The organism is Aeromonas sp. QDB25, assembly GCF_027707725.1.
Classification (GTDB): domain Bacteria; phylum Pseudomonadota; class Gammaproteobacteria; order Enterobacterales; family Aeromonadaceae; genus Aeromonas; species Aeromonas caviae.
The window spans coordinates 37,693-59,190 of sequence record NZ_JAPCIZ010000020.1 but is presented as its reverse complement, the minus strand read 5'-3'; the positions used below and the strand labels follow the sequence as shown (position 1 = coordinate 59,190).

General features: G+C 62.1%; 15 protein-coding genes, 10 tRNA genes and 1 pseudogene. 19 read left to right on the top strand and 7 right to left on the bottom strand.

The window, feature by feature from the left end; genetic code table 11:
* Nucleotides 1-41: 41 nt before the first annotated feature.
* From tolB to PG883_RS09485, 13 genes are all read left to right on the top strand, one after another.
* Nucleotides 42-1,367 carry a Tol-Pal system beta propeller repeat protein TolB gene (gene tolB, locus PG883_RS09545; protein WP_010672876.1) on the top strand — a complete coding sequence of 442 codons (1,326 nt, stop codon included), beginning with the start codon at nucleotides 42-44 and terminating at the stop codon, nucleotides 1,365-1,367.
* Between the two features lie 48 nt (nucleotides 1,368-1,415).
* Nucleotides 1,416-1,940 (top strand): peptidoglycan-associated lipoprotein Pal, encoded by a 525-nt coding sequence (pal, locus tag PG883_RS09540; protein WP_010672877.1) that lies wholly within the window; start codon nucleotides 1,416-1,418, stop codon nucleotides 1,938-1,940.
* A 157-nt stretch (nucleotides 1,941-2,097) separates the two neighbouring features.
* Complete coding sequence (gene ybgF, locus PG883_RS09535) at nucleotides 2,098-2,907, top strand: tol-pal system protein YbgF (RefSeq protein ID WP_042014605.1); 810 nt, start codon at nucleotides 2,098-2,100, stop codon at nucleotides 2,905-2,907.
* 174 nt (nucleotides 2,908-3,081) lie between these two features.
* Nucleotides 3,082-3,157: transfer RNA gene (locus tag PG883_RS09530), tRNA-Lys, on the top strand.
* A gap of 32 nt (nucleotides 3,158-3,189) precedes the next feature.
* A tRNA-Val gene (locus PG883_RS09525) sits at nucleotides 3,190-3,265 on the top strand.
* Between the two features lie 48 nt (nucleotides 3,266-3,313).
* A tRNA-Lys gene (locus PG883_RS09520) sits at nucleotides 3,314-3,389 on the top strand.
* 19 nt (nucleotides 3,390-3,408) lie between these two features.
* Nucleotides 3,409-3,484 (top strand) — tRNA-Val (locus tag PG883_RS09515).
* Between the two features lie 48 nt (nucleotides 3,485-3,532).
* Nucleotides 3,533-3,608, top strand: a tRNA-Lys gene (locus PG883_RS09510).
* A 19-nt stretch (nucleotides 3,609-3,627) separates the two neighbouring features.
* A tRNA-Val gene (locus PG883_RS09505) sits at nucleotides 3,628-3,703 on the top strand.
* Between the two features lie 22 nt (nucleotides 3,704-3,725).
* Nucleotides 3,726-3,801: transfer RNA gene (locus PG883_RS09500), tRNA-Lys, on the top strand.
* 19 nt (nucleotides 3,802-3,820) lie between these two features.
* Nucleotides 3,821-3,896: transfer RNA gene (locus tag PG883_RS09495), tRNA-Val, on the top strand.
* 21 nt (nucleotides 3,897-3,917) lie between these two features.
* Nucleotides 3,918-3,993, top strand: a tRNA-Lys gene (locus PG883_RS09490).
* A gap of 19 nt (nucleotides 3,994-4,012) precedes the next feature.
* Nucleotides 4,013-4,088 (top strand) — tRNA-Val (locus PG883_RS09485).
* A gap of 47 nt (nucleotides 4,089-4,135) precedes the next feature.
* Here PG883_RS09485 and PG883_RS09480 read toward each other — a convergent pair.
* Nucleotides 4,136-6,241 (bottom strand): annotated as a pseudogene (locus tag PG883_RS09480) (methyl-accepting chemotaxis protein).
* A gap of 142 nt (nucleotides 6,242-6,383) precedes the next feature.
* Between PG883_RS09480 and nadA the strand changes: the two are divergent.
* Nucleotides 6,384-7,457, top strand: a complete 1,074-nt coding sequence (gene nadA, locus PG883_RS09475) for a quinolinate synthase NadA (RefSeq protein ID WP_052816503.1) — start codon at nucleotides 6,384-6,386, stop codon at nucleotides 7,455-7,457.
* 70 nt (nucleotides 7,458-7,527) lie between these two features.
* Here the strand turns inward: nadA and PG883_RS09470 are convergent, their stop codons facing one another.
* Entirely contained in the window at nucleotides 7,528-8,388 is an 861-nt protein-coding gene (locus PG883_RS09470; RefSeq protein WP_042864408.1) for a D-hexose-6-phosphate mutarotase, read from the bottom strand.
* A 105-nt stretch (nucleotides 8,389-8,493) separates the two neighbouring features.
* Nucleotides 8,494-9,489, bottom strand: a complete 996-nt coding sequence (gene gap, locus PG883_RS09465) for a type I glyceraldehyde-3-phosphate dehydrogenase (RefSeq protein WP_010672882.1) — start codon at nucleotides 9,487-9,489, stop codon at nucleotides 8,494-8,496.
* Nucleotides 9,490-9,835: 346 nt separating this feature from the next.
* On the opposite strand from gap, the gene malQ reads away from it, so the two are divergent.
* From malQ to msrB, 4 genes are all read left to right on the top strand, one after another.
* Nucleotides 9,836-12,025, top strand: a complete 2,190-nt coding sequence (malQ, locus tag PG883_RS09460) for a 4-alpha-glucanotransferase (RefSeq protein ID WP_270807148.1) — start codon at nucleotides 9,836-9,838, stop codon at nucleotides 12,023-12,025.
* Nucleotides 12,026-12,107: 82 nt separating this feature from the next.
* Nucleotides 12,108-14,285, top strand: a complete 2,178-nt coding sequence (gene glgB, locus PG883_RS09455) for a 1,4-alpha-glucan branching protein GlgB (RefSeq protein ID WP_270807147.1) — start codon at nucleotides 12,108-12,110, stop codon at nucleotides 14,283-14,285.
* Entirely contained in the window at nucleotides 14,285-16,423 is a 2,139-nt protein-coding gene (gene glgX / locus PG883_RS09450; RefSeq protein WP_270807146.1) for a glycogen debranching protein GlgX, read from the top strand. Before glgB ends, glgX begins: the two co-directional genes overlap by 1 nt.
* A 56-nt stretch (nucleotides 16,424-16,479) precedes the next feature.
* Nucleotides 16,480-16,866, top strand: coding sequence for a peptide-methionine (R)-S-oxide reductase MsrB (gene msrB, locus PG883_RS09445; RefSeq protein ID WP_010672886.1), 387 nt, complete (start codon nucleotides 16,480-16,482; stop codon nucleotides 16,864-16,866).
* 70 nt (nucleotides 16,867-16,936) lie between these two features.
* Here the strand turns inward: msrB and PG883_RS09440 are convergent, their stop codons facing one another.
* The 4 genes from PG883_RS09440 to PG883_RS09425 form a co-directional block, all read right to left on the bottom strand.
* A complete protein-coding gene (locus tag PG883_RS09440) occupies nucleotides 16,937-17,806 on the bottom strand; it encodes an AraC family transcriptional regulator (RefSeq protein ID WP_270807145.1) in 870 nt (289 codons plus the stop codon).
* Between the two features lie 137 nt (nucleotides 17,807-17,943).
* Nucleotides 17,944-19,086 carry a chromate efflux transporter gene (gene chrA / locus PG883_RS09435; RefSeq protein ID WP_270807144.1) on the bottom strand — a complete coding sequence of 381 codons (1,143 nt, stop codon included), beginning with the start codon at nucleotides 19,084-19,086 and terminating at the stop codon, nucleotides 17,944-17,946.
* Between the two features lie 173 nt (nucleotides 19,087-19,259).
* Nucleotides 19,260-19,706 (bottom strand): nucleotide triphosphate diphosphatase NUDT15, encoded by a 447-nt coding sequence (locus tag PG883_RS09430; RefSeq protein WP_182955136.1) that lies wholly within the window; start codon nucleotides 19,704-19,706, stop codon nucleotides 19,260-19,262.
* 178 nt (nucleotides 19,707-19,884) lie between these two features.
* Complete coding sequence (locus PG883_RS09425) at nucleotides 19,885-20,889, bottom strand: NADP-dependent oxidoreductase (protein WP_049635933.1); 1,005 nt, start codon at nucleotides 20,887-20,889, stop codon at nucleotides 19,885-19,887.
* 176 nt (nucleotides 20,890-21,065) lie between these two features.
* On the opposite strand from PG883_RS09425, the gene PG883_RS09420 reads away from it, so the two are divergent.
* Complete coding sequence (locus PG883_RS09420) at nucleotides 21,066-21,491, top strand: MarR family winged helix-turn-helix transcriptional regulator (protein ID WP_029313694.1); 426 nt, start codon at nucleotides 21,066-21,068, stop codon at nucleotides 21,489-21,491.
* Nucleotides 21,492-21,498: the final 7 nt, after the last annotated feature.

Below are 21,498 nucleotides of genomic sequence, written 5' to 3'. Positions count from 1 at the left end.
GGATTTCACCTCTCATTTTTTTGGAACAGAGTATTTAAGCCATGATAAGAAAAGTGTTTTTTGCTTTGGTTGGCTGCCTTCTGCTAGGCCAGAGTGCTCAGGCGGCCTTGGATATCGTCATCACCGGCGGTATCGACAGTGCGCGCCCCATCGCCATCGCCCCCTTCAAGTGGGAGGGCAATGGCCAGTTGCCGCAGGATATCGCGGAAGTGGTCTCCAACGACCTGATGCGCAGCGGCAAGTTCAAGCCGCTGGCCCGTGGCCAGATGCCGCAGACGCCGAGCACCAGCGGCGAGATCAACTTCGCGCCCTGGGCTTCCCAGGGGGTCGAAGCCGTGGTGGTCGGCTCCATCGCCGCCGTGGGTGATGGCACCTACAAGATCAACTTCGAGCTGGTCGACGTCCTGAAAGGCCAACTGGCCAAGACTCAGGGCGGTGAAGCGAACGGTTACATCCTGGACAGCCGCATGGCGACCATCCCGGGTGCCCAGATGCGCCAGTTTGCCCACCGCATCTCCGACATCGTCTACGAGCGTCTGACCGGTGAGCGTGGTGCCTTCCTGACTCGTCTGGCCTATGTCTCCGTGCAGCAGGGCACCCAGTTCCCGTATCAGCTGCGGATCTCCGACTACGACGGCTACAACGAGAAGACTCTGCTGCGCTCCCGTGAACCCCTGATGTCCCCGGCCTGGTCGCCGGATGGCAGCAAGCTGGCTTACGTGAGCTTCGAGAACCAGAAGTCCGAGATCTATGTGCAGGACATCTACACCCAGCAGCGCAGTCTGATCACCAGCTTCCGTGGCATCAACGGTGCGCCGGAGTGGTCTCCGGATGGTCGTCGTTTGGCTATTGTTCTGTCCAAAGATGGACAGCCTGACATCTATGTCGTTGATGTTGCTAGCAAGCAACTCACTCGAGTCACAAATAACCGTACCATCGACACCGAACCCTCTTGGATGCCGGACGGTCAAACTTTGCTGTTCACCTCTGAACGTGGTGGCAAACCCCAGATTTATAGCGTAAATTTGGCGACTGGCATGACTCGCCGGATGACCTGGGAAGGGGATTCCAACCAGGGGGCATCCATCACACCGGACGGCAAGTCCATGGTGATGGTGACCCGGGTTCAGGGACAATATCGCATCGCTCGCCAGGATATGGAAAATGGAGCCATGCTGGTACTGACCCAGAGTGCTCTGGATGAATCGCCAAGTGTGGCTCCCAATGGCAGCATGATCATTTATGCCACCATCTATCAGGGTCGTAAGAGTCTTGCATTGGTGTCGACCGACGGTCGCTTCAAGGCAGTGCTTCCGACCAGTAGCGGTGAAATTCGTGCACCAGCTTGGTCGCCCTTCTTGAATTGATAAAAATCGATTGTTTTTTGTTTTGTTATAAAGGTTTAAGGAAATAGCATGCAACTCAATAAACTGCTCAAGGGTCTGGCCATCGCACTGCCACTGTTCACCCTGGCTGCCTGTAGCTCCTCTTCCGACTCCGACGCCGCTGGCGCCGAGTCCGGCATGACCGACGGCATGGGCGGTGTACAAACCGGCGGCGCCAACGGCATGTTGTCCCCGGAAGAGCAGATGCGTCAGAAGTTCGAAGCGCTGCAACGCGACAACGTGATCTACTTCCCGTACGATGGTTACGACATTCAAGGTCAGTACGCCGACCTGCTGGATGCCCACGCCAGCTACCTGCGTGAACGTCCGAGCGTCAAGGTACTGATCGAAGGCCACGCCGACGAGCGCGGTACGCCGGAATACAACATCGCGCTGGGTGAGCGTCGTGCCAAGGCTGTTGCCAAGTATCTGCAAACCCTGGGTGTGCAGGCCGAGCAGCTCTCCATCGTCAGCTATGGCGAAGAGAAGCCGCTGGATCTGTCCCACACCGAGGAAGCCTTTGCCAAGAACCGCCGTGCGGTCCTGGTTTACTAAGGTTTGAGTCGAACGAAGTTCGTTTATATGCAAGCGGCCATTTCGATGGCCGTTTTATTTGCACTAAACGTCAAGGTTTGATCCGAATGAAATCTGTATCAGCGAGCGACTATGCGCTGGCCGTTTTATTTGCACTAAACGCTAAGGTTTGATCCGAATGAAATCTGTGTACAAGCAAGCTGGTGTCGCGCTGGCCGTGTTGGTTGCTTTGAATGCGCAAGCGGCGGCACCGGTGAGCGATCTGAGCGGGGATTCTGGCAGCAGCGGCGTGGTGCTGAGCGGCAACAATGGTGCCATCGTACCGACCGGCAGCCTGGAAGACCGGGTTGCTCTGCTGGAGCGTACCCTCAACGCCCGTCTGCGTCTGCAGGCAGAACTGCAGCAACAGGTCGACTCCCTGCAAGGGGAGGTCTCCGAGCTGCGTGGTCAGCTGGAACAGCAGACCTACCAGATGGAGCAGTCCCAGGAGCGCCAGCGCCAACTCTACCAAGAGCTCGACAAGGTGGCCAACAGCCAGCCTGCCGCCGCGCCCGCAACACCTGCTGCAGGTGCTGCAACGCCTCCTGCCGCGGCTGCCAACTACTCCACCAACCAGGATGAGAACCAGGCCTACGACGCGGCCGTGAACATGGTGCTCAAGGAGAAGAACTACGACAAGGCCATTCCTGCCTTCGAAGGGTTCATCAAGCAGTTCCCGAACTCCAGCTATGTTCCCAATGCCCACTACTGGCTTGGCCAGCTGATGTTCAACAAGGGCGACAGGGCGGGGGCCGCGAGCCAGTTCTCCACGGTGGCGAACAAATACAGCAAGTCACCCAAGCGGGCCGATGCCCTGCTGAAACTCGGCATGCTCGCCCAGCTTGACGGCAAAAAAACAGAGGCCAAGGCCTTCTATGAGCAGGTGATCAAGGGTTACCCCAACACCTCGCCGGCCCAGCTGGCCAAACAGAGTCTGGCCAAGCTGTGACATTGCTGCATGTCACTGTTTTCGTAACACTCTTGTAAAGAACACTCTGCTTTGTATGCGCAGTGAACAATCAGATTTAATTTAAGATTTTTCTATTGCGCCAGGATGATAAATCCGTAATATAGGCCGCCGTCAGAGCCGGAGCAGTAATGCAGTCGGCACTGGTCGTGGTGAGGGTCGTTAGCTCAGTCGGTAGAGCAGTTGACTTTTAATCAATTGGTCGCTGGTTCGAATCCAGCACGACCCACCATTTCTTCACAGCAGGTGAAGACAATATTCCCAGGTCGTTTAGCTCAGCTGGGAGAGCACCTCCCTTACAAGGAGGGGGTCACTGGTTCGAACCCAGTAACGACCACCATGTTGTAATGCTGGCCGCCACATGCGGTTGGTGAAAGGTTCAGGATGTGGGTCGTTAGCTCAGTCGGTAGAGCAGTTGACTCTTAATCAATTGGTCGTAGGTTCGAACCCTACACGACCCACCACTCTGAACACAGAATCCCAGGTCGTTTAGCTCAGCTGGGAGAGCACCTCCCTTACAAGGAGGGGGTCACTGGTTCGAGCCCAGTAACGACCACCATGTTGTAACACTGGCCGCCACATGCGGTTGGTGAAAGGTTCAGGATGTGGGTCGTTAGCTCAGTCGGTAGAGCAGTTGACTCTTAATCAATTGGTCGTAGGTTCGAACCCTACACGACCCACCACTCTGAACATTGAATCCCAGGTCGTTTAGCTCAGCTGGGAGAGCACCTCCCTTACAAGGAGGGGGTCACTGGTTCGAGCCCAGTAACGACCACCATGCTTTAAAAAATGATTTCGATGGGTCGTTAGCTCAGTCGGTAGAGCAGTTGACTTTTAATCAATTGGTCGCTGGTTCGAATCCAGCACGACCCACCATCATTTCAGTCTTATCCCAGGTCGTTTAGCTCAGCTGGGAGAGCACCTCCCTTACAAGGAGGGGGTCACTGGTTCGAGCCCAGTAACGACCACCATGCTTTAAAAATGATTTCGATGGGTCGTTAGCTCAGTCGGTAGAGCAGTTGACTTTTAATCAATTGGTCGCTGGTTCGAATCCAGCACGACCCACCATCATTTAAGTCTTGTCCCAGGTCGTTTAGCTCAGCTGGGAGAGCACCTCCCTTACAAGGAGGGGGTCACTGGTTCGAGCCCAGTAACGACCACCATATTGAAAAGCCCGCAGCGATGCGGGCTTTTTCGTTTCCGTCTCTCATCAGGTTCGCAGTCGATCCAGCTCGCTTGCCAGGGTGGTGGCCGCCTGTTCCAGTGCCTCGCTCAGGCGCTGGCTGGCATTGGCCTCTTGTCCCAGGGTGGTGGCGGCGTCGCCGATGCGCATCAGGTTCTGGTTGATGGTGTCGCTCACGGCACTCTGCTGCTCGGCGGCGGTCGCCACCTGGCTGATGTGATCATGGATCTGCTGGATCTGGGTGACCACCTGATTGAGTGCCTCGAAGGCCTGCTCCGTGCCTTCAACCGTGCTCACCGAGCGGGCGATCCCCGTGCTCATCAACTGCTGGCTGCTGGTGACCTCGGTTTGCAGGCTGCCGATGAGCTGCCCTATCTCGTCGGTGGATGAGCGGGTCTTGTTGGCCAGCGCCCTCACCTCGTCCGCCACGACGGCAAAACCCCTGCCCATGTCGCCGGCCCGCGCCGCCTCGATGGCTGCGTTGAGGGCCAGCAGGTTGGTCTGTTCGGCAATGGCCCGGATCACATCGAGAATATGGCTGATATTGGTGCTGCGCTGGGCGACCTGGGCGACCGCCTTGTCGGCCTGATGCATGTCCTCGACCAGGGTATGGATCTCGTTGCGGGCCCTGCTCAAGGTCTGCTGGGCCGTGCTGACATGGTGGGTCGCCGCTTCAGACTCCTGCGCCGCCTGTTCCGCATAGCCCGCCACACTGACTGCCGTGGTGCTCATCTCGTGCATGGCGCTGACCACGCTCTCCAGCTCCAGGCTCTGATCATCCAGGCTGCTGCGCATGGCATCGGCCGTCTGTTTCATGCCCCTGGCCTACTGATGCACCTGTTGCCCTATCTGCTTGCTGCCCTGCACCATGGCCCTCAGCTTGCCGAGGAAGGCATTGAGATGCCTGCCCAGCTCGATGAGCTCCTGGTGGGTGTCGATACGCATCTGCTGGGTCAGGTCGCCTTCATTGCTGGCGAGGTGGGAGACGTGGCGGCTGATGAGGGAGAGGGGCGCCGTGATGGTCTGGATGAACCAGACAAGCAGGCCCAGGGCCACCAGGGTGATGACAACGATGGCAACCAGCTGCTGCTGCTGGGTAGCCTGCAACAGGCTGCCGAGCTGCTGGCTGATGGTGTTGGCCTGGCTGAGGGCGAGGGCCTTGGGCACCTTGATCATCAGCCACCACTGGTTGTCGGCGGCCTCGATCCGTATGGGCTGCTGCAGGATGAAATCGCTGTCGGTATCGGCGGGGTGTCCATTCGGGGCAACCAGTCCAGCCTCTGTCAGGGGGCGACCCAGTTTGTCCGAATGGCGGTTGCTGCCGACGATGAAGCCCGTCTTGCTGACCAGGGTGACCTCGGCCTGGTTGTCATAGAGGCTCTTGCCAAGGTGCTCGGCCAGTTGCTGAAAGATGGGCAGGTTCATGTCGACCCCGGTGATCCCGGCAAACTTGCCATCCTTGAGGACGGGCACCGTCAGGCTGGTCATCAGCATCTTCTGGCCAGGGCTTATCTCGTAGAGGTAGGGTTCCATCAGGCAGGGGCGACGAGTCTCGCGACCGCAGAGATACCACTCGCTGTTGCGAATGCCGAATTCATTGCGCGAGGTGTCGAACTTGGCGTCACTGGTGTCGGCATCTATGGTCTGCTGCGCGATGTTTCCGTTCTGTTCCCGGGTGAAGTAGACCTCGAGACTGCCCTTGCCGACAACCGAATGGCTGGCGCCTGTCTGCCAGTCGGCGTCCTGTCCGTCGTAACCGTTGGGTTCGAACTGGGCGTAGATGGAGCTGATCCCGTTTGCCTGGCGCAGGCGGCTGCCAAGCAGGAGCTCCACTTGCGGGCGACTCAGCCGCTGGTCCGGCTGGGCCATGCTTCCTTCAAGCTGCGCCGCCATGCCGAGCGGTATCTGATAGGCCTGCTGCAACTGGTCTTCGATCTGCACGGCATACCGCTCTGCCTGGAATTGCAGGGAACGGGAAACCTCCTGCTCCAGGGCGCCACGGGTCTGCGCCATGATGTCATCGCGCAGGCCGTTCAGCGAGGAGGACTGTATCCATGTCATGGCGACGCCACTGGCGAGAAAAAGTCCCAGCGTGAGCAACAACAGCTTGGTTTTGAGCGAACGTTGTTTCATTCGACAACTCCTTTTGGCAAGAATGACAACGATATGGTCGGAGCGGATCCTGACAGTTGTACTGTACTGGATTTGTTGATGGGTTTGTGCACGGCTTCTGGTTATAATTTTGGCCTTCCCGAGCGTTGATGGAACAGTCGCAATGAGCAATGCACTGAGCAGTATTCCGCCGGTAGTCGAGATGGACTACCCCTTCCCGGCCAAACCACAGCCCCTGACTCCCGAGCAGAAGGCGACCCTGATCGCCGAGATCAAGGTGCTGCTCGAGGCGCGCCAGGCCGTGCTGGTTGCCCATTACTACACGGATCCCGAGATCCAGGCCCTGGCAGAAGCCACCGGTGGCTTCGTGGGTGACTCCCTGGAGATGGCCCGCTTCGGTCGCGACCATGCGGCCCAGACCCTGATCGTGGCCGGTGTGCGCTTTATGGGAGAGACCTCCAAGATCCTGAGCCCCCACAAGCGGGTGCTGATGCCGACGCTGGAGGCCGAGTGCTCGCTTGATCTGGGTTGTCCGATCGACCAGTTCTCCGCCTTCTGCGATGCCCACCCCGATCACATCGTGGTGGTCTATGCCAATACCTCGGCAGCGGTGAAAGCGCGGGCCGACTGGGTGGTCACCTCCAGCATTGCGCTGGAGATCGTCGAACATCTGGACAGTCAGGGTCACAAGATCATCTGGGGCCCGGACAGACACCTCGGCGCCTACATCGAGAAGAAGACAGGGGCCGAGATGCTGCGCTGGCAGGGTCACTGCATCGTGCACGACGAGTTCAAGGCCAAGGCGCTGCGCGAGCTCAAGGCCCAGAACCCGGATGCCGCCGTGCTGGTGCACCCGGAGTCCCCGGCCTCCGTCATCGAACTGGCGGATGCGGTGGGTTCTACCAGCCAGCTCATCAAGGCCGCCAAAGAGCTGCCCCAGCAGAAACTGATCGTGGCGACCGATCGCGGCATCTTCTACAAGATGCAGCAGGCCTGCCCGGAGAAAGAGATGGTGGAGGCGCCCACCGGCGGCGATGGTGCCACCTGCCGCAGCTGCGCCCACTGCCCCTGGATGGCGATGAACGGCCTGGTGGCCATCAAGGAGGCCCTGACCGACGGCGCCGAGCGTCACGAGATCCATGTGGATGAGGCACTGCGTCTCAAAGCGCTTGTCCCGCTCGACCGCATGCTGGATTTCGCCGCCGAGCTCAAGCTCAAGACCCAGGGCAACGCCTGACTGACGCTGATGGCAAGATGCAAAGAGGGCTCCCGCGGGAGCCCTCTTTATTTATCCGTCATCTGTATCGTCAGATGATGACGGTGGAGAAGCTGTGCTCCTCGTCGGGCGGGACGGTGATCCCGTCCTCGGCGGTGATGGCCGCCTCGACACAGAGCATGGTGCGATAACCGTCGTCACTCATATCGGCCATGGCGCTGGCCCCTTCCTGCCAGGGGGTCCAGACCACCACGCTGTCGTGGTTGCCGCTGACCACCCGGGTGGTGCGCTCACCATCCTGCACGCTGACCATGGCATCGGGCTGGCGGTAGATGCGATCCATGGCTGCGGTGACGGTCAGCGCTCCCTGTTGCAGTTCGTTGCGGCCGGTCAGCTTGTCCAGATAGGGTTCGCCGAGGCCGGTCACGGTTACCGCTTCCGGCGCACTGATCTGCAGGTAGGTGTGCAGGGCGGCATTGTAGGTGAGCGCTGACTTGCCGGTGTTGCGGGTGGTCAGCACCAGGGAAAGCTCCTTGCCGACCAGTACGTCCAGCTCCAGCTCGAAGGCATGGGGCCAGAGCGTCCTGCTGGCATCGTTGTCACGCAGGGAGAGGTGGACGAGTGTGCCATCCCCGTGATCGGAGACCCCATCCAGCGTCCACAGGCAGTTGCGTGCGAAGCCATGAGCCGGCTTGCCGCTGCCAACGCGAGCGGGGGAGGGGCCGAACCAGGGCCAGCAGAGGGGAATGCCGCCGCGAATGGGCTTGCTGCCATCCAGTATCGCCTTGTCGCTGAGCCAGAGAGAGGCCGGTTCACCATGGCGTTGGTAACGCAGCACATGGGCGCCAAACAGGCTTATCTCGGCCCTGGCGTGCTCATTGTCTATGGTCAGCAGGGGCAGGCCATCCTGGCTCAGGGTGCAGTGGGCAGTCAGCGTACGTGTCGGTGTCATAAAGGCTCCAGTGCTCGGGGACATTCAGAAAGGGTCCGTGATTCAGAATACAAAAAGGCGGCCATTGGCCGCCTTTTTTCAAGCTACGCGATTGCGCATCCCAAATTACTTGGAGATGTGAGCGATCAGGTCCAGAACCTTGCTGGAGTAGCCCATTTCGTTGTCGTACCAGGAGACGACTTTCACGAAGGTCTTGTTCAGCTGGATACCAGCCTTGGCATCGAACACGGAAGTCTGACGCTCACCCAGGAAGTCGGTGGAAACCACTTCGTCTTCGGTGTAGCCCAGCACGCCCTTCATGGCGCCTTCGGAGGCAGCCTTCATGGCCTGGCAGATTTCAGCGTAGGACGCTTCTTTCTTCAGGTTGACGGTCAGGTCAACAACGGACACGTCCGGAGTCGGCACGCGGAAGGCCATGCCGGTCAGCTTGCCGTTCAGTTCCGGGATGACCACGCCAACAGCCTTGGCAGCACCGGTAGAGGACGGGATGATGTTCTGAGCCGCACCGCGGCCACCGCGCCAGTCTTTGGCAGACGGACCATCAACGGTCTTCTGGGTAGCAGTGGTAGCGTGAACGGTGGTCATCAGGCCGGATTCGATACCGAAGGTATCGTTCAGAACCTTGGCGATGGGGGCCAGGCAGTTGGTGGTGCAGGAAGCGTTGGAAACGATGTCCTGGCCAGCGTAGGAATCCTGGTTGACGCCCATGACGAACATCGGGGTAGCGTCTTTGGACGGACCGGTCAGTACGACTTTCTTGGCACCGGCAGCGATGTGCTTGCGAGCGGTTTCGTCGGTCAGGAACAGACCGGTTGCTTCGGCAACAACGTCAACACCGATTTCGCCCCATTTCAGGTTGGCCGGGTCACGTTCAGCGGTAACACGTACGGTTTTGCCGTTGACGATCAGGTTGCCGTCTTTGACTTCAACAGTGCCCTTGAAGCGACCGTGAGTGGAGTCGTACTTCAGCATGTAAGCCATGTAGTCAACGTCGATCAGGTCGTTGATACCAACCACTTCGATGTCAGCACGCTCAGCGGCCAGACGGAAAACGAAACGACCGATACGGCCAAAACCGTTAATACCTACTTTGATAGTCATAATTGGTTACCTAACTGTTCAGTAGTCAAAGAAAATTCCGTTTGTAAATTTACTAGAACTCCCTCGCGAGTCAACCAACAATCTGCGCGAAATTGCGCTATATCATGAAAAACTGTGAAATTTATTTTCGGTTTATGTAACTGGCTACCAACTTTTGTTGAATGCATCATCAGCAAAGTCGGTGGCAGAGAACAACAATAGTGCCTGCCCGGTCACACATCCAGCCGGGGAGATATGTAAAAATGTGCGCGGTTCAGCATGGCCAAAGAGCCACTGTTCAAGTACCAACCATAAAAATTAATCACAAAATAGCGTAGACAGAATCCACAGCGGGAATTCTCAAACTATGACCACCCTGATTGAACAGCTGGCTGCCGCCAAAGGCATTGCCAGTGAGTATGTTGATGCCTGGGGCCAGCCGGCCCTGGTATCGGAAAAGAGCAAGGCCGCCATGCTGGGCGCCATGGGCTACCGCGTCGACGACGAGGCCGCCCTGTCCGAACAGCTTGAGCAGGAGCACCGCCAGCACTGGCTGCGCGCGCTGGATCCCGTGATGGTGGTACGCAGCGGCGACGCCGTTACTCTTGAGGTTCGCCTCCCCATCGAATTCGTCAACGATGCCCTCACCTGGCAGCTCCAGCAGGAGCAGGGTGCAGTGCTGTCCGGTCAACTCACCCCCATCGAGGGTGAGCTGGTCGGGGTGGCCGAGTTCGAGGAGATGGAGTGCCAGGCCTATCGCGTCACCCTGGATGTGCAGCCTGCGCTGGGTTATCACCAGCTCATCCTGCTTGAAGAGGGCAATGACGAGCCGCTGGCCACCATGCGTCTCATCGTCGCCCCCAAATCCTGCTACAAGCAGGCGCCCATCGCCAATGGTCGCAAGGTGTGGGGCCCGAGCGTCCAGCTCTACTGCCTGCGCAGCCGCCACAACTGGGGCATCGGCGATTTCAGCGATCTCGGCCAGCTGGTTGAGAATGCCGCCGCCTGGGGAGCCCACTTCGTCGGTCTCAACCCCATCCACGCCCTCTATCCGGCGAACCCGGAGAGTGCCAGCCCTTACAGCCCCTCTTCCCGTCGCTGGCTCAACGTCGCCTATATCGACGTGGAAGCGGTGCCCGAATTCCTGGGCAACGATCGCCTGAAAGCGGAAGTGGCGAGCCCGGCCTTCCAGCAGCACCTCACCTCCCTACGGGTCAAGGACAATGTGGATTACACCGGCGTCATCCAGACCAAGATCGGGATGCTGCGCCAGGTGTTCGACCAGGCCAGCTTCAGTGCCGAGCGTCAGGCTGCGTTCGATGCCTTCGTGGCCGCCGGTGGCGACAGCCTGCAACAGCAGGCGGCGTTCGATGCCCTGCAGGCCCACTTCTATGCCAAGGGCGACAACGCCTGGGGCTGGCCGGTCTGGCCTGAGCAGTTCCGTGACTACCACAACCCGGCCGTTGCCGCCTGGATGGCCGAGCACAACCAGGACGTGGCCTTCTACCTCTACCTGCAGTTCCTGGCCGACGAGCAGCTGGCCCAGGCCGATGCCCGCGCCAAGGCCGCCGGCATGGTGATGGGGATCTACCGGGATCTGGCGGTGGGTGTCTCCGAAGGCTCCACCGAGATCTGGGCGAACCGGGATCTCTACTGCCCGAAAGCCTCGGTCGGTGCGCCGCCCGACATCCTCGGCCCCCTCGGCCAGAACTGGGGCCTGCCCCCCATGAACCCGAACCAGCTGTTCGAGGCGGCCTACCAGCCCATGGTGGATCTGTTCCGCGCCAACATGCGCTCCTGCGGTGCCCTGCGTATCGACCACGTGATGGCCTTGCTGCGCCTGTGGTGGGTGCCGCCCGGAGAGTCCGCCGCCAAGGGTGCCTACATCTACTACCCGGTCAACGATCTGCTGGGGATCCTGGCCCTCGAATCCCACCGCAACCAGTGCCTGCTGATCGGCGAGGATCTCGGCACAGTGCCGGAGGGGATCGACGTGACCCTGAAGGAGAACGGCGTCCACTCCTACAAGGTGTTCTTCTTTGAGCGCTCCAAGGACGATGGCGGCTTCATCTCCCCGGCCCACTACGCCGAGCAGGCGATGTCGGCCCTGACCACTCACGACATGCCGACCCTCAAGGGCTTCTGGCATTGCGACGATCTGGCGTTGGGACGCGAACTGGGCCTGTATCCGGATGAAGAGGTGCTCAAGACCCTGTATGCTGATCGCCACCAGGCCAAGCAGCGGATCCTTGACAGCCTGCATGCCCATGGGGTCATCTCTGGCAATATCAGCCACGACGTGAACTGGGTCGGCATGAACACCGAGCTCAACCACGGTCTGCAACTGCACATGTCCCGCGGCAGCTGTGCCCTGTTCAGCACCCAGCTGGAAGACTGGCTGGAGATGGACAAGCCGGTCAACGTGCCGGGCACCAGTTACGAATACCCCAACTGGCGTCGCAAGCTCTCCCGGGATCTGGAGGATATTTTCGCCGACGAGGCGCTCAAGAATCTGGCGGGCAAGATGAGCCGGGCCCGTGACGAGGCCAGCCGTTGAGCCTTAATCGCCAACATGTGACTCACTTTCATCCGCTTCGGCCCAGGCCGAAGCGGATGTTCAGCCATCAAAGGAAATGTCGATGCCCGTTGAACGTTTGGTTGCCGCCCGCTGTGCCGATCCCTTCTCCCATCTAGGCCTGCTGGCCAATCCGGATGGGCCAGGCCTGAAACTCACCGCCTGGTTGCCCGATGCGCTCGAGGTCCGGGTCAGAGACCTCAAGTCAGGCAAGATAGTTGCCACCCTGACCGCCGCTGACGAAGCGGGCCTCTTTGAAACTGTTTTCACCCGCCGCAAGAATCCCTTTCCCTACCAGCTCATCGCCAGCTACGTCGACGCCAGTGCCGACATCATAGACCCCTACCAGTTCCAGGCCGCCGCCTGGGAAGGGTTGGCGGAGCTGACCTGGCAACCGGAAAACCTCTACCACACCCTAGGTGCACAACTGCGCACAGTGGAGCACCTCGGCCAGCAGGTGGAGGGGGTGCGCTTCGCCGTCTATGCGCCGAGCGCCACCGCGGTGAGCCTCATCGGCGACTTCAACTTCTGGGATGGCCGTCGCCACCCCATGCAGCGCAGCCAGTGCGGTCACTGGGTGCTGTTCGTGCCGGGGCTCAAGGCCGGGGATCGCTACAAGTTCGAGCTCAAAGACCCCATGGGCAACCGGCTGCCCCACAAGAGCGACCCGGTGGGTTTCTACTGCGAGCAGTACCCCTCGTTCGCCTCCGTGGTCTATGACCACGATCAGTACCAGTGGCAGGATGCCGCCTGGCGCGAGAGCCAACGCAACGACAAGCGGGAGCAGCCGCTCTCCATCTACGAGTTGCACGTGGGCTCCTGGAAGCGCCACCCCAACGGCGACAGCCTGAACTGGCGCGAGCTGGCGGTGGAGCTGGTGAACTACATCAAGGAGATGGAGTACACCCACATCGAGCTGCTGCCGGTCTCCGAGCACCCGTTCAGCGGCTCCTGGGGCTACCAGCCCGTGGGCATGTTTTCCCCCACCAGCCGCTACGGCAGCGCCGACGACTTCAAATACTTCGTGGACCAGTGCCACCAGGCCGGGATCGGCGTCATCCTCGACTGGGTGCCCGCCCACTTCCCGTCCGACGCCCACGGCCTGGCCCGCTTCGACGGCACCCCGCTCTACGAGTACGAGGATCCGCGCCGTGGCTGGCACCCGGACTGGAACTCCTACATCTATGACTTCGGTCGCGATACCGTGCGCCAGTTCCTGGTGGCGAGCGCCCTGTTCTGGCTCGACAAGTTCCACGTCGACGGCCTGCGGGTGGATGCGGTCGCCTCCATGCTCTATCTGGACTACTCCCGCAACGCCGGCGAGTGGGTGCCGAACGTCGATGGCGGCAACCACAACTACGAGGCGATCAGCCTCTTGAAGTGGACCAACGAGGAGGTGTACGGCAAGTACCCCCATGCCATGACCATCGCCGAGGAGTCCACCGCCTTCGCCGGGGTTTCCCGTCCCACCTTCCTCGGCGGCCTGGGTTTTGGCTTCAAGTGGAATATGGGCTGGATGCACGACACCCTCAGCTACATGCAGAAGGAGCCCATCCACCGCCGTTACCACCACAACGACATGACCTTCTCCATGGTGTACCACTATGACGAGAACTTCATTCTGTCCCTCTCCCACGACGAGGTGGTCCACGGCAAGCACTCCCTGCTCTACAAGATGCCCGGCGACGAGTGGCAGCAGGCCGCGAACCTGCGCGCCTACATGGGCTTCATGTATGCCCACCCCGGCAAGAAGCTGAACTTCATGGGTACCGAGATCGCCCAGAGCAACGAGTGGAACCACGACGCCCAGCTGCCCTGGCACCTGTTGCAGTATCCCAAGCACGGCGGCCAGCAGCGGCTGATCCGGGATCTCAACCACCTCTATCGTCACGAGGCTGCCTTGTATCAGGCCGATTATGAACAGACCGGCTTCCGCTGGCTGGATCACAACGACGCCGACAACAGCATCTTCGCCTGGCTACGGGCGGACAAGCTGGGGGCGCATCCCCTGATGGTGGCCTGCAACTTCACCCCGGTGCCTCGGGTCGGCTATCGCCTCGGGGTGCCGGCGGCCGGCCACTATCGGGTGGTGCTCAACACCGACAGCGAGCATTACTGGGGCAGCAACTATGATGTGGGTCTGGTCTTCGTCGCCGAGCCGACGCCCTGGCAGGGCATGGCGCACAGCATAGTGCTGGATCTGCCGCCGCTCGCGACCTTGTTCATCAAACAGGAGTCTTGATGTTCGCAATGGAAAACGGGGTGGATCACCCGCTGGGCGCCCGGCTCGACGAGACGGGCTGCCACTTCTGCGTCTGGGCACCGCAATCGGACAAGGTGGAGCTCTGCCTGTTCGACGAACAGGAGCAGGAGCAGGCCCGGCTGGCCCTGCCCGGCCGGCGAGGCCAGTACTGGTTCGGCCATGTGCTCGGCGTCAAGGTCGGTCAGCGCTACGGTTATCGGGTCCATGGCAGTCCCCAGGACGGCCTGTTGTTCGACCCGGACAAGCTGCTGATCGACCCCTATGCCAGGGCACTGAGCCGTCCTACCTACTGGGACGACGCCCTCTATCAGGGGGACAGCGCGGCCATGGTGGCCAAGTCCGTGGTGGTGGACGATGCCTTCGACTGGCAGGGGGTCGGCAAGCCCGGCATCCCGCCCGAGCGGGTCGTGCTCTACGAGACCCACGTCAAGGGTTTCACCCGCCAGCACCCCGGGATCCCCAAGGAGCTGCAGGGCACCTATCTGGGCATCAGCCACCCGCTGATGATCGAGCACCTGCAGTCGCTGGGGGTCACCTCGGTGCAGCTGATGCCGGTGGCGGCCTTCATGTCCGAGCCCAGGCTCGAGCAGCTGGGGCTCACCAACTACTGGGGCTACAACCCCATCGCCTTCTTCGCGCCCGAACCGCGCTACGGGGCGAAGGATGCGGTGACCGAGTTCAAGACCATGGTGCGCGAGCTGCACCGGGCGGGGCTCGAGGTGATCCTGGATGTGGTCTACAACCACACCGCCGAGTCGGGCTTCGACGGCCCCATGCTCTCCCTCAAGGGGTTTGACAACGCGGGCTACTACGCCTTCGAGTCGGGGGCCCACGGTCCGGATTACCATCGCCACGCCAACGTCACCGGCTGCGGCAACAGCGTCAATCTGGATCACCCCAATACCTTGCGACTGGTGCTCGATGCCCTGCGCTACTGGGTCACCGAGATGCAGGTGGATGGTTTCCGCTTCGATCTGGCGGTGACCCTGGCGCGGGAAGCGGGGGAGTTCGATCCCATGAGCGCCTTCTTCAAGGCCATGATGGCGGATCCCGTGCTGGCGCGGGTCAGGCTCATCGCCGAACCCTGGGACATAGGCCCCTTCGGCTATCGTCTCGGCCAGTTTCCGAGCCAGTGGCTGGAGATCAACGATCGTTACCGCGACACGGTGCGCGCCTTCTGGCGCGGGGATGCGGGCAAGATGGGGGATTTTGCCACCCGTCTGGTGGGTTCGCGGGATCTCTTCCCGAAGAACTGGCGCTCCCCCCACACCAGCGTCAACTACCTCTGCTATCACGACGGCTTCACCCTCGAGGACCTGGTCTCCTACAACCAGCGCCACAACCAGGCCAACGGCGAGGACAACCGGGACGGCCACGGCAACAACCTCTCCAGCAACCACGGGGTGGAGGGGCCGACCCTGGACCCGCGCATCAACAACCTGCGCCAGCAGCAGAAGCGCAACCTCATCGCCACCCTGCTGCTGTCACAAGGGACGCCCCACTTCCTGGCCGGGGACGAGATGGGCCGCAGCCAGCTTGGCAACAACAACGCCTACTGTCAGGACAACCAGATAAGCTGGGTGAACTGGCAACTGCGCCCGGAGGACGAGCGGCTGCTCGCCTTCACCCGCCAGATGATGGCGCTGCGGGCGGAGTCAGGGGTCTTCTCCAACCTGCAACTGAGCGACGACGGCTGGAACGGCAAGGCGACCAGCTGTCACCAGGTGAACTGGTATCACCCGGACGGCCATCAGCTCACCGATCAGGACTGGCACGCCCCCATGGGGCAGGCGTTTGCCATGGACATCGGCATGATTGGCTGCTCCGGGGAGCGCTGGTACGTGCTGTTCAACGCCAGCGACTATGACATCCAGTTCCGCCTGCCGCCGCCGGGGGAGGGCATGGAGTGGATCCAGACCATCGACACCGCCACCAACGACGGCCTGCCCTTCCTGCCGGACGACATCAAGCGGCAGGTGGCGGTGGGGCGTGCCCACTCCCTCAAGCTGCTGGAGCGGGTCGCCCTGCCGGCGGCGGTGCTGGCGAGCGAAGGGGTGGTGGCAGCGGATGTTGTCGCCGTGTTGCCAACGGGATCACAGTTCCCGCTGGCGGGGTAGAGCCAGGCGCCCTGACTGGGTATGCTGGGCACCGTTATCAGTGGTGAGGAGCCGGAATGAGCAGTAACAACCCTGAACAGTGGCGCGACAAGCTGAGTGCAGAGCAGTTCCACGTCTGCTGGGAGAAAGGGACGGAGCGTCCCTACAGCGGTGCCCTGCTGCACAACCGCAAGAGCGGCGATTACCACTGCGTCTGCTGCAAGCAGGTGCTGTTCCACTCAGGAGCCAAGTTCGACGCGGGCTGCGGCTGGCCCTCGTTCGACCGGGCCATCGAGGGGACGGTGACCTACACCGAGGACAACAGCCACGGCATGAAGCGGGTGGAGATCACCTGCAGTCAGTGCGGCTCCCACCTCGGCCACGTCTTCCCCGACGGGCCGACCGAGACCGGCCAGCGCTACTGCGTCAACAGCCTGAGCCTGGATTTCGAGCCCGACGCCTGATCCCCGACACGACCAGCGGCGCCTCCCTTCGGAGGCGCCGCTTTTTTATCTCCCCCTGTCAGGTGCCGGGCTATGCCAGCGGCAGGTAGATGTCGGTGACCAGCTCATGGGTGGGCACCTCGTGTACAAAGTTGTGGTAGTGGAAGAAGAGCGGAAAATCCCGCAGCTCTTCGCCGCTGGCGGGCAGCCAGTCGCGGTAGAGCGCCCGGGCACAGTCGGCCAGGAGGTCGTGGGAGCCGTGGTGGCGTACCACGGCGCAGCGCCCGGCCGGGATGAGGGCATTCTTCACACCCCACTCATTGTCCTCGGCGACGGGGGCCTCGACGCTGCCACAGAGGGTAAAGCGAAACGCCGCACCCTCCGTCGTGGCGGGGTCGTCCGGCGCCAGGCCATAGGTCCGGCTGGTGGCGACCGGGGAGCCGCCCGTGGCCTTGCGCCACTGGATGAAGCGCGCCGCGGTGTCGTTGATGCGCTCGGACAGGCCCTGATGGGTCAGGGCGGCGACGGCGGTCTGCGGGAACTGGATGATGTCGACTCGCATGGGGTCAATCCTCTTTGTGGGGGGCCGTGGCAGGCAGCGATGCCAGCTGGCCCAGTCCGGGTGCTGCCTGAACTGGCTGGGCGTCAGGCCGAACGTCTGCTTGAAGGCGCGACTGAAAGATTCGCCATGCTGGAAGCCGGCATCGAGGGCGATATCAGTCACCTTGTCCAGAGGTGCGAATGCCAACCGGTAAGAGGCCCGCTTCAGCCGCAGCAGCTGGATGTAACGCCCCAGCGGCACGCCGCAGAAAGCGGCAAATTGCCGATGAAAGTGAAAGGGCGAAAAGTGCGCCACGGCGCTGAGCCGCTCCAGCGACAGGTCGTCGTCGAGATGGCGCTCGATGTGCTCTGTCACCGTTTGAAAGCGTCGGCGGTAGGCCTCTGTCTGGTTGTGATCCATGGTCTCTCCTCTGTGCTGCCCACTATCGGCCAACGGGCCCGAGCTGTCCTGACGGATCTTGCTCTCTTTGCCTCCCCTCGGGGATAAGAGCCATGACCGCCAGCCCGGCGGGCGCTGCCTGACTTGTCGCGGGTTCGTCAGGCCAGCAGCAGGGCTGCCCCCGTCAGCAGGGCGGCGAGGGGCAGAACGGGGAGCCGTGGCACCCGCAGCAGGTAGAAGCCGACGGCGGCCAGCGCCAGATCGGTGGGGGAGAGCACGGCGCTCTGCCACACCGGCTGATAGAGGGCCGCCAGCAGCAGCCCCACCACGGCGGCGTTGATGCCGGCCACGGCCCCCGCCAGACGGGGGCGGGCCAGCCAGTGCTGCCAGCAGGGGCCCAGCGCCCAGAGCAGCAAGAAACCCGGCAGGAAGAGCGCCAGGGTCGCCAGCAGCGCCCCGATGAGGGGAGTGGCGGGCAGCAGCACGGCGCCCAGGTAGGTGGCCAGGGTGAACATGGGGCCGGGTACCAGCTGGGCCAGGCCGTAGCCGGTCAGGAACTGCTGCTCGCTCAGGTGGTGACCCAGGCTCTCCTGCAACAGGGGCAGCACCACGTGACCACCGCCAAACACCAGGCTGCCTGCCCGGTAAAACTCGGCCAGCAACTGGCTGACGGGGCCGCTCGCCACCAGGGGCAGGCCGACGAACAGCAGGGCGAACAGCAGCAGGGTCGGCCAGTGAGGCTGGCGAGCAGGAGTGGACGCGAGGCCCTGACTCCCCGGGGGTGGCTCGCGCAAGGCACAGAGCAGGGCCGCGCCGAGCAGCATGGCGACCTGGGTCAGAAGACCGGGGGCGCACCAGAGGGCGGCGGCGGTGGCCACCATGACCCCCTGTTGCAGCGCCGTCTTGCAGAACTGGCGGCTCATGGTGAGCACGGCATCCGCCACCACGACGAGCGCCAGCAGCTTGAGGCCGTGCAGGGCGGCGTCCAGCCAGAGGTTGCCCGCAAGCTGACCCAGACCGACGGCGGCCGCCAGCAACAGCAGGAAGGAGGGGAGGGTAAAGCCGACGAAGGCGGCCAGGGCGCCGCCGATGCCGGCGCGGTGGCGGCCGATGGCAAAGCCGAGCTGGCTGGAGGCCGGACCCGGCAGCAGTTGGCACAGGGCCAGCAACTGGGCGAACTCCCCCTGGTTCAGCCAGCCCAGCCGCTGGACAAAGGTGCGCTGAAAATAGCCGATATGGGCGGCCGGCCCGCCAAAACTGATGCATCCCAGCCACAAGAACTGCATGAATACCTGTCCCATCTTCCCCTCCTCGTCATCATCCTGGCCCGGATAATATGACAAAAAAGTGACAGTTTGGTGACGGTACGCCCTCCCGCGCTGCCTGCCATCAACAGGGGCTGGCGGGGTGGCTGGTCGCCTCCGCCAGCTGACGAGAGGTGCCGGGGTGACGCGCGGCAGCCTGCCGGTGAGGGTCAGGGGGCCGGTTGTGCCTGGGGCAGGTAGCATTGTCCCGCCAGCCAGCAGGCGATGGACTGGCGACTGGCATCGAAGTGAGGCTCGGGCAGAGTGTGCGGGTCGCACCAGATCCAGCCCTCGCATTTTTCCGGCTCCAGCAGTTGCGGCTCCCCGTCCACCTCTGCCAGCAGGGTGACCGAGATGTAGTGCAGGCCGCTCTCGCGCCAGGTCTCCAGGTTGTTGGTGACGGCGATGACGCGAGGCTGGCGGATGACGAAGCCGGTCTCCTCCGCCACCTCCCGGATGGCTGCCGACTCGAAGGTCTCCCCCAATTCCAGATGACCGCCTGCGATGGACCAGTAGGGGGCATGGCTGCCCTTGCGCTTGCCAAGCAGTACCTGGCCCTGGCCATTGGTGAGAATGACGCCGACACCGACGCGGGGATAAGGGGTAGACGTAGACATAGGTGAGGCTCCTTGCTGAGACGGCGGGGTGCGCCAGGGAAAACGGGCCCACCTTAGGGGGGATGGGCCCGTTGCGCAAGCCGCCTGTTCAAGGGCGATCGGATGCCGATTTTCCATCGCTTAAATGGATGGGTCTGGCGACATTCTATCTGTTAAATAGATGGGAAATGCCCCCGGTTCAGGGCAGTCTGACCAGCATTTTGCCGGTATTGCGGCCCTGGAACAGTCCGATAAAGGCTTGCGGCATGCTGGCCAGCCCCTCGCTGACGGTCTCCTCGGCCTGGAGGGTGCCCGCTTCGAAGGCCGGCATGGCCTCGGCCAGGAACGCCCCGTAGTGTTGCCAGTGATCGGAGACCAGCAGCCCCTGCATCAGGATGCGCTTGCGGATCACCTGGGAGAGGTTGCGCGGGCCGCTGGCCTGGCCGTTGCTATTGTACTGCTCGATGAGGCCGCACAGCACGATGCGCCCGTGCACCACCAGGTGGTTGAGGGCGGCATCCAGCATGGCGCCCCCCACGTTCTCGAAGTAGACGTGGATGCCTTCGGGGGCGAGGCGGGCCAGCTCGGCGTCGAGATCCGGGGTCTCCCGGTAATTGATCACCGCATCGGCTCCCAGGGTCTTGAGGTAGGCGACCTTGTCGGCCGAGCCGGTGGAGCCGATGACCCTGGCCCCCGCCTGCTTGGCGAGCTGGACCGCCATGGTGCCGACCGCCCCGGAGGCTGCCGAGACCAGCAGGGTTTCACCGGCCTTCAGGTGTGCCACCTTGTGCAGGCCCGCCCAGGCGGTCATGCCCGGCATGCCGAGGGCGCCGAGGAAGCGCTGGGGCGGCAGGGTGGTGTCGGGCAGGCGGGTGAGCTGGGCGGCGTTTGCCACGAAGGCATCCCGCCAGCCCAGCATGCTGCTCACCTTGTCCCCCACCTTGAAGTCGGGGTGGCGCGATGCCTGTACCGTGCCGATGGCGCCGCCGTCGAGGGGACCGTTGAGGGGGAAGGGAGGAACGTAGCTTTTTGCCTCGCTCATGCGGCCGCGCATGTAGGGGTCCACCGACAGCCACTGGTTGGCGACCTGCACCTCTCCCTCCTGCAGGGCGGGCAGGGGCACGTCCCGGAGGGCGAAGTCCTCCAGGGTGGGGAGACCGGTGGGGCGACGCAGCAGTTGGATTTGATGGCTGATGGCATTCATGGGCATTCTCCGGCAGTGGGGCCGCGCGTCGGGCGGCGGCCTGGTATTTTTGTTTGTGTGCAAACTAAAATCAGGGTAGTCCTGAACGCGGGGGCTGGCAACTGTTTTGTGTGCAAACTATTCAGCCCCGAAGTTGATGGGGTATACTGCCCCCCTTGTCGTCAGCGAGGTCCTCCATGAGCGAATTGAAAAAGCAGGTCTGTTTTGCCCTCTACAGCGCCTCCAATGCGGTGATGCGTGCCTATCGGCCGCTGCTGGACAAGCTGGATCTCACCTATACCCAGTACCTGGTGATGCTCTCGCTCTGGGCCCGGGACGAGGTCAGCCTCAAGGAGATAGGGCAGGAGACCGGACTGGATGCGGGCACCCTGACCCCCATCGTCAAGCGGCTGGAGAGCAAGGGGTGGCTGACCCGCACCGTCTCCCACGAGGATGAGCGGCAAAAGTGCATCAGCCTGACCGAGGCGGGACGCCAGTTACAGCAGGAGGTCAGGGAGTGCTGTCTGGCGGACAGCTTGCGCAACCAGGTGGATCTGGCCGATGCTGAGTTGGCCCAGCTCAAGCAGCTTTGCGATCGCGTGGCGGCGCAGCTGGGGCGCTGATCCCTTT